The sequence below is a fragment of the Streptomyces sp. NPDC059037 genome (genome assembly GCF_042740015.1).
Taxonomy (GTDB): Bacteria; Actinomycetota; Actinomycetes; order Streptomycetales; family Streptomycetaceae; genus Streptomyces.
The window spans coordinates 20,343-32,489 of record NZ_JBHYIG010000080.1 but is presented as its reverse complement, the minus strand read 5'-3'; the positions used below and the strand labels follow the sequence as shown (position 1 = coordinate 32,489).

Below are 12,147 nucleotides of genomic sequence, written 5' to 3'. Positions count from 1 at the left end.
ACCTCTCGGCCGGGGCCGGTCGGTAGACGCTTGACGAAACAGGCACCCATCCCCGGACCGGCCGCGCACCCCTCCCACCCCTTCACCGGGCAGCGCTGCTACGAACAAGTCCGCACCCGGCAGGAAAGCCGGATGACCCATCCCCGCCGTCCCCGAGAGCCCCGCTTCCCGGGCCGCCCGGTCATCACGCTTCTCGCGGTGGAGGGACGGGTGTCAAGGGTGAAGCGAAGCGGAATCGGCGCAGCCGACGCGCAGCGCAGCGGAGCGCCCTTTACACCCGGCCCGGAACCGCCAACCTCGGGACAACCGGGCGGCCCCGGCGCCAATCAAAGCCACAGGCCCAGCAACGCCCCCGCCCCTACCTGCGCTCTACGAAGTAACCCGCACAGCCTTCGAGCACCACTGCGAGCTCGACGAGTTCACGCACATCTTGATCTTGTACGTACGGTTCTCCGGCACGTTCTTCGTGACGCACTTGCGGAACGGAGCAGTGTGTCCCGCCGACTTCACCTTGTGCTTGCCGGTGCTGGCCCAACCGGTCACATTCTTGGCGTCGCGCCGATTGTCACCGACGCACAGCGTGTCGCCCGGGTAACCCTGGTTGTAGTCCTTGCGCCAGCCGGTGTAGCCGATCCTCGTGCTCCCGCTGTAGGCGGTGATCTCCACCCCGTTGCTGTACCTCTCCGTCTTGAAGGTGACTCCGCCCGCTGCGGAAGCGGAGGAGGAGGACAGACCGACACCGGCCGAGGCGAGAAGAGCGCAGCTCAGGACGGCGGCTGCCCGGCGGGGTATGCGCATGCGTGATTCCTTCTGTTGTCGAGATGCGTAACAGGAAGGATCTTCGCCGGACCACCCAACAGTTCACCAACAAGCTGCTGTCACCGGCTTGTTGGCGAACGGGCCCGCAGACCTGGCTACCCCCGCACCTCCCCGTACCACCGCCACGACGCACGCCGCTCCTCCCCCGGCAGCTCCCCGCGCCCCGTCGCCCACAGCAGCGTCGCCCAAGGTTCCGAACCCGAAGGAACGTCGCGGAACAACCGGTGCAGGACCCGCTCGCACACGTCCGCCGGCGGCTCCCACTCCAGACCGAGGCCCTCGGCCAAGTCGTACGTATGGACCACCGTTTCCACGATGCCCATCGCCGCGAAGCCCTCCGGATCCGAGACCCCGAAGCCATGAAACGAGCGGAGTTCCGGCGGCGCCGTACGCACCATCGCGGTGAGCATCGCGCCCGTCGACTCCAGGACCTGGAGCAGGCCCTCCGGACCCGACTCACGGTCCGCGTGGATGGCGTTCCACGGGCCGTCCGTCTGGCGCGGCTCCCAGACGAAGGGGACGGGGCCGTCCAAGGACGGGTTACGCGGGCCCAGTTGAGCGGCGTACGCGAAGTAGTCGTCGCTCAGGTGCTCGACCGTCTCCCAGCAGGTCCACCGCAGCGTGCCCGCCTTTCCGTGCCAGGCCTCCGCAGGAGCCCCGCGGAGGGTGGCGAGGGCCAGCTGGATGGAGCGGTCCAGGTCATCGGCGGTGACGGGTCCTGGCGTTGCGGCATCTTGTTCGGCTTCTCGGCGCATGCGGGGCACGCTAGTCGCGCGTGACCCGGAACCCCACCGACTTTCAGCGCCCGTCCCTCGGCAGCAGCCACGCCGACAGCGCCGTCGTCGCGCACAGCAGCAGCCCCACCGCGAGCAGGGATTCCCGCATCCCCGTGAGCGAGAAGCCCGTCCCGCCGGCGTCCGACGCCAGGAGCACGCCGAACAGGGCGACCGACATCGCCCCGCCCGTCTGGCGAAGGGAGTTGAGCAGTCCGGACGCCGTGCCCGCACGCTCGGCGGGGACCGCGTCCATCAGCAGGGCGGTCAGCGCGGGGACCGCGAACGCGCCGCCCATGCCGGTGGGGACGAGCAGGACGAGGACGAGCCAGAGCGGGGTGTCCGCGTCCAGCGGGATGACGGCGAACATCGCCAGGACCATCACCGCCTGCCCGATCACGATCACCCAGCGGCGGCCGAACCGCTCGGCCATGGGTGGGGAGAGGAGGTTCGTCGACGTGATGACGGCCGCCAGGGGCACGAACATCAGCCCGGCGCCGATCCCCGACATCCCGCGCAGCTCCTGGTAGTACAGGCCCAGCATGAAGATGATCCCGTAGAACCCGGCGTTGAGGGCGAAGCCGATGGCCAGCGAGACGCCGACCTGCCGCTGCCGCAGCATGGCGAGCGGCACCATCGGCGCCCGGTGCCGCTTCTCCGCGGCGTGGAAGGCAGAGCCCGCCACGACCGCGAGGGCGGCCGCGCCAAGCACCGGCGCGCTGGTCCAGCCCAGGTGCCCGCCCTCGATCACGGCGAACGCGAGGCCGGCGAGGGCGAGCACCGCGGTGGCCTGACCGGCGAGGTCGAGGGGCGCGGGACGGCTCGGGGACGGGGCGGTGCGGGTGAGCAGGGCGATGATCAACGCCCCGATGGGCAAGTTGAGGAGGAACACCGCACGCCAGCCGGCCACTTCCGTGAGTACGCCGCCGAGTACCGGACCCGCGGCCATGGCGACGGAACCGCCCACCGTCCACATCGCGATGGCGCGGGCCCGGCGGCGCGGATCGTCGTACGCCTGCCGGATCAGCGAGAGGGATGCGGGCAGCACTACGGCCGCCGCCCCGCCCTGCGCCACACGCGCGGCGATGAGGGCGCCGATGCCGGGGGCCAGGGCGCAGGCGAGCGAGGCGAGGGTGAAGAGCGCGACTCCCCAGACGTAGGCCCGGCGCGCCCCCGCCCGGTCGGCGAGGGCCCCCGCGGAGAGCATCAGCGCGGCGAACATCAGCGTGTACCCGTCCACGACCCACTGGAGCCCCGCCATGCCGCCGTGCAGGGAGGAACGGATGTCGGGCAGCGCGATGTTCACGGCGGACACGTCGATGCTGATGACGGTGAAACCGAGGAGGGAGGCGAGGAGGGGGGCGAGGGTCGCATGCCTGCGGGGCATGGGCTGGGGCTCGGTGGCGGCGGGGGCGGCGGTGACGCTTGGCGTCGACATGGTCGATGGCTCCTGCGGGGCAATCGGGCGGGTGGGCGAGAAAGGCAGTTCGGAGCGCGGGGAACCTGCACCCCCCGGGCCCCGCCAAGACTCCGCCAAGTCCCGCCGCCCCGACAGACCGCAACGTTCCAGGCCCTGACACGGCCCCCCAGGCCGACCCCCCACCGGCGACAATGGAGAAATGGCACCGGCAGAAGGAACGGAACTCGGCAGATACCTCCGCGCGCGGCGGGCGCAGATCACCCCCGCGGACGCGGGCCTCCCGGCCGGCACCGGACTTCGCCGCACCCCGGGCCTCCGCCGCGAGGAGCTCGCGACCCTCGCCGGGGTCAGCGTCGACTACTACACCCGCCTGGAACGCGGCCGCGAGACGAACCCGTCCCCGGCCGTCATCGACTCCCTGGCCCGCACTCTGCGCCTCGGCGGCGACGCCCACGAGCGCCTGCACGACCTGGCCGAGCTGGCATCGGGGCGCGTGACGGAACCGCGCCCCACCGACGACAACACCGTGCGGGAATCGGTCCTCCGGATGCTCGAAGCCCTGCGGCCGCTGCCCGCGTACGTCGTCAACCGTCACAACTACGTACTCGCCGCGAACCCGCCGGGCCGCGCGCTCTTCCCCGGCCTGTGGGACGACTACGCCCCGGCCCAGCGCAACCTCACCCGCTATGTGTTCCTGCACCCCGTGGGCAGCGAGCTCTACATCCCCCGGGAGCAGACCCTCGCGACGTCGGTCGCGCATCTGCGGGCGATCGGCGGACTCGACCCGGACTCACCGCAGCTGGCCGCGCTCGTCGGTGAACTGCTCCTGAAATCACCGGACTTCGCGCGGCTCTGGGAGCGGTATGACGTGCGGGAGCGTGGCGGAGGGAGGAAGACCTTCGCGCATCCCAAGACGGGGCGGATGACGCTCACGTTCGAGGCGATGCAGCTTGCCCGTACGGGCGGGCAGCGGCTCATCACTTACCAGGCGGCGCCCGGTACCCCGGACGAGGAGGCCATGCTGCGCCTGGAGTCGGCGTCCCGCACTCACTGAACGGCGTCAGTCCTCCTCGTCCGCCCCGCAAGAACTCCCGTTCCTCGGCATCTCCCCGTACAACAGGAACCCGTCCACCTTCTCCCGTACGCACTTGGACCCCGCGTAACCGGTGTGCCCGTCCCCCTTGTTGTCCAGGACGATGGCATGCGACCCGAGCCGCTCGGCCGTCTCCTCGGTCCAGCGGTACGGGGTCGCCGGGTCGCCCCGCGTGCCGACGAGCAGGAAGTCGGGGCTCTTCAGATCGCGTACCTCGTCACGGATGTAGTCCGTGCCGGGGGGCCGCCCGAAGCAGAAGAGCACCGGCGTCAGCATCGACTTCCCGAAGATGGCGGACGTCGACGCGAACTCCTTCTGGAGCTTGGCGACTTCCTTCTCGATGCTGTCCGCGTCCGGCCGGTCGGGGTCGTCCGCGCAGTTCACGGCCATGAGCGCGGCGGCCATGTTGTCGAGGGGAATGTCCTCCGTCAGATCTTTCGGGCCCGGCTTCAGATCCGGCTTCAGACCCGGCGGCTGCTGGGCCATCGCCCCGCTCATCCGCAGCAGCGCCCGAGGATCGCCGTCGGCGAGGAGCGCGCCCAGCGCCTGCGAGAGGGCGGGCCACGACTGCCTGCTGTAGAGCGCCTGTCCCAGTACGTCCACGACGTCCTGACCGGTGAACTCCGCGCCGTCCGTGGACTGCAGCGGATACTTGTCAAGCCCCCGGATCAGCTCGGCCATGTGCTCGCGCGCGGCCCGTGAATCCGTGCCGAAGACACAACCCGGGTTGTCCGTACACCAGTTGAGGAAGTTGTCGAGGGCGGTCTGACGCCCCTCCGCGCTCACCAGGGCCTGCTCTGCGACCGGTTCCGTCAGGGTGTCCACGCCGTCGAGGACCATCCGCCCGACCTTCTTGGGGAACTGGGCGGCGTAGACGGAGCCGAGCCGCGTCCCGTAGGAGAAGCCCAGATAGTTGAGCTTCTTGTCGCCGAGAGCCTGCCGCATGACGTCCATGTCGCGCGAGACGTTGATGGTGCCGACGTACGGAAGAACGGGGCCGGACTCCTTGGCGCACTTGTCGGAGATCTTCTTCACCTCGTCGAGCAGGACACCGGGGTCCTCGTCGGGATCCTCGGCCGCCGTCGGATCTTCGGCATCGGCGTCGCCGCAGGTCACGGGCGAACTCTGGCCCACACCGCGCGGGTCGAAGGAGACGACGTCGTACCCCTTGCCGAGATACGCGAACTCCTTCTGCGACGCGAGCAGTCCGGAGACCCCCGCACCGCCGGGCCCCCCGAAGTTGAGCAGCAGCGAACCGCGCTTGTCGCCGCTGGACTTGATGCGGACCATGGCGAGGTCGACCTTGCCGCGCTTGGGCTGTGCGTAGTCGAGCGGGACGGTGATCTTGCCGCACTGCACTTCGTCCTTCGCGGGAGCCGGGGTGGCGGGACCCTCGGTGGCGAGCCCCTCCCCCTCCCCTTCGCAGTCACCCCACTTGATCTTCTGGGTGTAGTACCGGGAGAGATCGGGCCGCTGATCGGGCGACGGGGACTCCCCGACAGCGGCGGCAGCGGCGGTGGCCGCCGCTCCGATGCCCGGCAGTCCTATTCCTGTCCCCATGACGGCCAGCGCGGTGACGCCGGCGAGCGCAACAGCTCTGCGCACGGCAACCTCCCAGGGTCTGCCCCTCGATCACCCTAAGCGCGCCGGTCCGGCCCCGCCCGTCCAGCTCACAGCCAGTGACGACGACTACCGACCGTGTCCGTATAGCTCTTCGATCTCCGCGGCGAAGTCACGCTCTACGGCGGCCCGCCGCAGCTTCAGGGACGGCGTGAGATGACCGCTCTCCTCCGTGAAATCCACGGGCAGGACGGTGAACCGCCGGATGGACTCGGCGCGGGACACGAGCTTGTTGGCCTCGTCGACGGCACGCTGCAGGGTCTCCCGCAACTCGGCGTCATCGACAAGATCGGCCGGCGTCGTCCCCGGCTCCTTCTTCTTCATACGACACCAGTGCGCGATGCCGTCCGCTTCGAGCGTGATCAGGGCGGTGATGTACGGCCGGGCGTCCCCGAGGACCATGCACTGGCCGACCAGCGGATGGGCGCGCAGCCAGTCCTCCAGCGGGGCGGGGGCGACGTTCTTGCCGCCCGTCGTGATGAGCAGGTCCTTCTTCCTCCCGGTGATCGAGAGATACCCGTCGGCGTCGAGCTCGCCGACGTCCCCGGTGGCGAACCAATCCCGCCCGGAAGGCACCGCACACCCCCTGCGCCCGTCCCAGTACCCCGCGAAGACCTGCCCGCCGGCGAGCAGCACCTCCCCGTCGTCCGCGATCCGCACCTTCGTGCCGGGCAGCGGCCAGCCGACCGTCCCCAGGCGCGGCTTCAGCGGCGGTGTCACGGTCGCCGCCGCGGTGGTCTCGGTCAGCCCGTACCCCTCGAAGATCTCGATGCCGGCCCCCGCGTAGAAGGCGGCGAGCCGGCGCCCGAGCGGTGAGCCGCCGCAGATCGCGTACCGCACCTTGCCGCCGAGCGCGGCGCGGATCCGCCGGTAGACCAGCGGGTCGTACAGCGCACGGGCCGCCCGCAGCCCGAACGCCGGCCCGGGGCCTGTGCCGTGCTGCGCCGCCTCGACGGCTTCCCCGTACCGCACCGCGATACGCGCCGCACGGTCGAAGGACGCGGCGCGCCCCATCTTCTCGGCGGTGGCACGCCCGGTGTTGAAGACCTTCTCCAGGACGTAAGGAATGGCGAGGAGGAATGTCGGCCGGAAACTCCCCAGGTCTCGCAGCAGATCCTCGGTCTGGATGCTCGGCGCGTGCCCGAGCCGCACGCGGGCGCGCAGGCAGCCGATGGCGACCATCCGCCCGAAGACATGGGAGAGCGGCAGGAAGAGCAGCGTGGAGGCGGGCTCCTTGCTGACCGACTTGAAGACGGGATGCAGCAGCTCGATGGCGTTGTCCACCTCGGCGAAGAAGTTGCCGTGGGTCAGGACGCAGCCCTTGGGCCGCCCGGTGGTGCCGGAAGTGTAGATGAGGGTGGCGATGTCGCTGGGCCTCAACTCCCCTCTCCGACCGTGGACTTCGCCGTCGGAGATGTCGCTGCCGCGTCCGAGTTCGGCGAGGCGCCGGACGTCGCCCTTCTCGAAGGACCACAGGTGCTCGAGGCCCGGCATCCGGTCGCGCTCCGGGCCGAGCGACGAGGCGAGTTCGGCGGTCTCGGCGGCGAGGGCGACGGCTCCGGAGTCCTGGACGATCCACCGGGTCTGGTAGGCGGAGGAGGTCGGATACACCGGCACGGTGACGAGCCCGGCCGCCCAGGCGGCGAAGTCGAGGAGCGTCCACTCGTACGTCGTACGCGCCATGATCGCGAGGCGGTCGCCCGGGGCGAGGCCCTCCGCGATGAGCCCTTTCGCCACGGCGAGGACCTCATCGGCGAAGTCACCGGCGCTGACGTCCCGCCAGCGGCCGTCGCTTCCCTTCCGGGAGAGGACGGCTTCGGCGGGGGCCTCTCGGGCGTTGTCGAAGGGGATGTCGGCGAGGGAGCCGGTGGCCACGGGGGCGGCGAAGGGGGGCGTGACGGCTTCGCGCACGACTCCGTCGAGGGCGCGTATGTGGGGTGGTACGAGGGCGGGTTGGGGGGTGGGGGACATGGGTGGCGGCTCCGATGTCTGGGGCGGGAGGTGGACGATGCCGGGCAATCGGGTGGGTGGGCGGGAAAGATCCGCCGCGAAGCGGCGGTCTTGACTAGCCGCGCTCGAGAACGGCCGTCACCCCCTGCCCACCCGCCGCGCAGATCGAGATCAACCCCCGCCCAGGAGCCCCCCGTTCCGCCAGCAGCTTCGCCAGCGTGGCGACGATCCGCGCCCCCGTGGCCGCAAAGGGATGCCCCGTCGCCAGCGACGACCCGGCGACGTTGAGTCGCCCGCGGTCCACCGCCCCAAGGCCCGCCTTCTCCCACGCGGCCAGCGTCGCGAGCACCTGCGAGGCGAACGCCTCGTGAATCTCGACGAAGTCGAAGTCGGCGAGCCCGAGCCCCACCCGCTCCAGCATCCGCGGCACGGCGTAAGCAGGCGCCATCAACAACCCGTCCTCACCCCCGACGACATCACCCCCCACGAAATCCACCGCGGCCGTCTCACAGGCGGTCAGATACGCCAGCGGATCCAGACCCCGCTCCCCCGCCCATTCCTCACTCGCGAGCAGCGCGACAGCCGCCCCGTCCGTCAGAGGAGTCGAATTCCCGGCGGTCATCGTCGGGTTGGCCCCCTTCACCCCGAAGACCGGCCGCAACGCCGCCAGCTTCTCCGCGGTGGACCCCGGCCGCAGATTCTGGTCCCGCTCAAGCCCACGGAAGGGAACAACGAGCCCCTCCAGAAAGCCGCGCTCGTACGCCGCGGCGAGCCGCTGATGGCTGGCGGCGGCCAGTTCGTCCTGGGCGGCCCGCGAGACGCCCCACGCCTGCGCGGTGACGGCGGCGTGCTCGCCCATCGAAAGGCCGGTACGGGGCTCGGCGTTGCGGGGAATGTCCGGCACGAGATGCCCGGGGCGGATCCCGGCAAGAGCCTTCACCCTCGCCCCGGCCGTCTTCGCCCGCCGCGCGGCCAGCAGGATCTTGCGCAGGGAGTCGTTGACGCCGAGCGGCGCGTCGCTCGCGGTGTCGGCGCCGCCCGCCACTGCGGACTCCGTCTGCCCCAGCGCGATCTTGTTGGCGGCGGCGATGACGGCTTGCAGCCCGGTGCCGCAGGCCTGCTGGATGTCGTACGCGGGAGTGGTCGGCGCGAGCCGCGAGCCGAGGACGGTCTCGCGGGCGAGATTGAAGTCCCGGCTGTGCTTGAGCACGGCGCCGGCGACGAACTCCTCTACGGCGCCGTCCCCTTCGAGCCCATACCGCTCGACGAGCCCGTCGACGGCGGCGGTCAGCATCTCCTGGTTGGAGGCGGTCGCGTACGGGCCGTCGGAGCGCGCGAAGGGGATACGGCTGCCGCCGATGACCGCCACGCGGCGGGTGGTGGGCAGATTCATGTCTCGACCAGCTCCTGACCCTTGAGTAACCTTACTCCGAAGTAAATTTACGACCGAGCTGGGAGTTGGACAATGGCCGACCGCTATCTGAACTTCACGGGCACCGCACCCGGCCGCTTCCTCACCCGCAGGCTCGGCCTCCCCCAGCCGGCGCCGCTGCGCCGCTGGTCAGCCGAACACCCCACGCTGGAGGGCGAGTTGCTGCACCTGACGGCGGGCGATTCGCAGCACACCTCGACCCTGGCGGAGATCCTGGCCCGTACCGGCCTGAAGGAAGTCACCGCGACCGACGCCCGGCACGTGTCGGCGGTCGTTCTCGACGCGACGGCGCTGTCGGACACTCCGGGCCTGGCCCAGGTCCACGCGGCGCTGCACCCGGTCGTGCGACAGGTGGCGGCGAACGGCCGCATCGTCGTCATCGGCGCACCGGTCTCGGCCTCCGACCACCACCAAGCGGCAGCGCAGCAAGCATTGGAAGGCTTTGTACGTTCACTGGGCAAGGAGCTGGGCAGGTGCCGCACCGCGACCCTCGTCCGCATCCGCTCGGCGTCGGCGGCGGAGTCGACCCTCCGCTTCCTCCTCTCGCCGAGGTCGGCGTATGTCAGCGGCCAGGTGATCGAGGTCGGGGACGCCGAGCCCGCCCCCTGCGACTGGGACCGCCCGCTGGCCGGCCGCACGGCGCTGGTCACGGGGGCGGCGCGGGGCATCGGCGAGGCGGTGGCGGAGGTCCTGGCCAGGGACGGCGCGCACGTCGTCGTCCTGGATGTCCCTTCCGCCCAGGCGGAGTTGGTGCGGGTGGCGGACCGGCTCGGCGGTACGGCACTGCCGCTGGACATCACGGCGGACGACGCGGGCGAACGCATCGCGGCGGCGGTGTCCGCGTCCGCCGGGGGCGGCCTCGACGTACTGATCCACAACGCGGGCATCACGCGGGACCGCAAGCTGGCGAACATGGCGGCGGACCGCTGGGACCCGGTCCTGGACGTCAACCTCACAAGCGTGCTGCGAACGACGGACGCGCTGCTGTCGTCCGGGACGCTGAAGCGGGGCGGGAGCGTGGTCGCCACGGCGTCGATCGCCGGGATCGCGGGGAACGTCGGCCAGACGAACTACGCGGCGAGCAAGGCGGGCATCATCGGCCTCGTCCGCTCGCTCGCGCCCCGGGCTCTCGCGGAGTACGGGGTGACGGTGAACGCGGTGGCCCCCGGCTTCATCGAGACGAAGATGACGGCGGCGGTCCCTCTCCTCATCCGGGAGGCGGGGCGGCGCATGAACTCCCTTGCGCAGGGGGGCCTTCCGGTGGACGTGGCGGAGACTACGGCATGGCTGTCCGGCGCGGCCTCCGGCGGAGTGAACGGCCAGGTAATCCGGGTCTGCGGCCAGTCCCTGCTGGGAGCATGAACAGGCCTCCCCCGCCCACCCGCCCGATTGCCCGGCAGCGGGGCGACTTGCCGGGGTGGGTGGGGGAGGCGGCGGAACCACACCACCAGACAAGGACCCCCATGCTCGCCCCCCAACTCCTGCGCGGCGCCCTCCTCTCCCCCTTCAAGCGCCCCCGCCCAGACGCCCCGCTCGACACCACGCCCCGCACCCGCCCCGCAGCCCGCCCCGACCCCCGCCACCTCACCCGCTACGCGAACCTCTGCGGATATGACGACGCCCACGACGCCGCCCTCCCCCTCACGTATCCGCACATCCTCGGCTTCCCCCTCGCCATGAGGATCATGAGCACCCAGGCCTTCCCGCTCCCCCTCCTCGGCCTCGTCCACACGTCCATCGAGATCACACAGGAGCGGCCCCTCAGCCCCACCGAGGAGCTCGGAATCGGCGTACACGCGGCCAAGTTGAGCGCCCACCGCCGCGGCACCGAGGCCACCGTCGTCACCGAGGCACGCGCCACGGACGGCACGGCAGTCTGGGCGTCCACCAGCACCTACCTGGCCCGGCACAAGACCAGCAGCAGGAGCAACACCCCACAGGCGGCCGACACCACACCCCTCCCCACCCGAGCCGAATGGCAGCTCCCCCCAGACCTCGGCCGCCGCTACGCCGCCGCCACGGGCGACCGCAACCCCATCCACCTGTACGCGCTGACCGCCCGCGCCCTCGGCTTCCCCCGAGCCATAGCCCACGGCATGTGGACGTTCGCCCGCTGCCTCGCCGAGCGGCAAACGGACACCCACCCCCGGCACGTACGCGCCGAGTTCAAGGCCCCCGTACTCCTCCCCGGCACGGTCATCTACGCCGCCGAAGGCCCCGCCTTCGAACTACGCTCCCCCACCGGGACCGTCCACCTCACCGGCACCGGGTGACCACCGGCGCCCCCGCATCAGATCCCCAAGACCCGCCCAGGCAAAGTTCATCAGCGTCGCCGCGGCCTCCTTCGCGGAGACGGAGGCGTCCTCGTTGGCCCAGCCGGCCAGCGACTCCGCCGCGCCCACCAACGCCTGGGCGAGCCCCGCCACTTCACGCTCGGCCAGGGCCGGATTCCCGTGCGCCTCCCGCGCCGCCTCGGCGATCAGGGACGTCACAAAGGCGAGGATCTCCTCGCGCATGACGGCGACTTCGGCCGCGAACGGCTCCCCTTGCGTCCGCGCCTGGTTGTGCAGCACCACCCACGCGTCGGGCCGGCCCGGGGTGTGGTTTAATAAGGCCCGCAGCCCGCCCCACTGGTGCCGGTGGGGGGGCCCGCCGCCGCTCACCCCGCGCCGCACGGCGGCGACCAGCGCCGCCGCCTCCCGCCGGATGCACGCCGTGAACAGCTCTTCCTTGGAGTTCAGATAGAGATAGACGAGCGGCTTCGAGACCCCGGCGACCTCCGCGATCTCGTCCATGGACGCGGCACGGTAGCCACGCTGCCCGAAGATCCGCACGGCGGCATCCAGCATCTGCTGCTCCCGCACCGCCCGCGGCATCCGCTTCTGCCGCTTCCCGACCGCCCCGGAAGCCGCGGCCGCTCCGGAAGCCCCGCCCCCACCGGCCACCCCGGCACCTCCGGCCACCCCGGCCTTCACTTCGCCCACCCCCGGCCGCCCGCCTTCCACACAACTTGTGCACAGACGGCCCAGCCTACGGTCAG

At 71.3% G+C, this 12,147-nt stretch carries 10 protein-coding genes; 3 read left to right on the top strand and 7 right to left on the bottom strand.

The genetic code is table 11. From position 1 onward, the window contains the following. Positions 1-369: 369 nt before the first annotated feature. The 3 genes from ACFWY6_RS18655 to ACFWY6_RS18645 all read right to left on the bottom strand — a co-directional run bounded on the left by ACFWY6_RS18655 (position 370) and on the right by ACFWY6_RS18645 (position 3,030). Positions 370-798 (bottom strand): hypothetical protein, encoded by a 429-nt coding sequence (locus tag ACFWY6_RS18655; RefSeq protein ID WP_384691343.1) that lies wholly within the window; start codon positions 796-798, stop codon positions 370-372. A 116-nt stretch (positions 799-914) separates the two neighbouring features. Next, complete coding sequence (locus tag ACFWY6_RS18650) at positions 915-1,574, bottom strand: DinB family protein (RefSeq protein WP_384691340.1); 660 nt, start codon at positions 1,572-1,574, stop codon at positions 915-917. 43 nt (positions 1,575-1,617) lie between these two features. Further along, entirely contained in the window at positions 1,618-3,030 is a 1,413-nt protein-coding gene (locus ACFWY6_RS18645; RefSeq protein WP_384691337.1) for an MFS transporter, read from the bottom strand. Between the two features lie 181 nt (positions 3,031-3,211). On the opposite strand from ACFWY6_RS18645, the gene ACFWY6_RS18640 reads away from it, so the two are divergent. Continuing rightward, positions 3,212-4,066 carry a helix-turn-helix transcriptional regulator gene (locus ACFWY6_RS18640; protein ID WP_360768109.1) on the top strand — a complete coding sequence of 285 codons (855 nt, stop codon included), beginning with the start codon at positions 3,212-3,214 and terminating at the stop codon, positions 4,064-4,066. Between the two features lie 6 nt (positions 4,067-4,072). Here ACFWY6_RS18640 and ACFWY6_RS18635 read toward each other — a convergent pair whose 3' ends face one another. From ACFWY6_RS18635 to ACFWY6_RS18625, 3 genes are all read right to left on the bottom strand, one after another. Beyond that, positions 4,073-5,710, bottom strand: coding sequence for an alpha/beta hydrolase (locus ACFWY6_RS18635; protein ID WP_384691334.1), 1,638 nt, complete (start codon positions 5,708-5,710; stop codon positions 4,073-4,075). 84 nt (positions 5,711-5,794) lie between these two features. After that, a complete protein-coding gene (locus tag ACFWY6_RS18630) occupies positions 5,795-7,696 on the bottom strand; it encodes an AMP-dependent synthetase/ligase (protein ID WP_384691331.1) in 1,902 nt (633 codons plus the stop codon). Positions 7,697-7,790: 94 nt separating this feature from the next. Next, entirely contained in the window at positions 7,791-9,068 is a 1,278-nt protein-coding gene (locus tag ACFWY6_RS18625) for an acetyl-CoA C-acetyltransferase (protein ID WP_384691329.1), read from the bottom strand. A gap of 72 nt (positions 9,069-9,140) precedes the next feature. Between ACFWY6_RS18625 and ACFWY6_RS18620 the strand changes: the two genes are divergently transcribed. Next, entirely contained in the window at positions 9,141-10,469 is a 1,329-nt protein-coding gene (locus ACFWY6_RS18620; protein ID WP_384691326.1) for a 3-oxoacyl-ACP reductase, read from the top strand. A 101-nt stretch (positions 10,470-10,570) separates the two neighbouring features. Then, the gene (locus ACFWY6_RS18615; RefSeq protein ID WP_384691323.1) at positions 10,571-11,380 is read left to right on the top strand and encodes a MaoC family dehydratase; all 810 of its coding nucleotides are present in this window, start codon (positions 10,571-10,573) and stop codon (positions 11,378-11,380) included. Here ACFWY6_RS18615 and ACFWY6_RS18610 read toward each other — a convergent pair. Continuing rightward, positions 11,336-11,983, bottom strand: a complete 648-nt coding sequence (locus ACFWY6_RS18610; protein ID WP_384691349.1) for a TetR/AcrR family transcriptional regulator — start codon at positions 11,981-11,983, stop codon at positions 11,336-11,338. The two genes, ACFWY6_RS18615 and ACFWY6_RS18610, sit on opposite strands and share 45 nt — an antisense overlap. Positions 11,984-12,147 lie beyond the last annotated feature (164 nt).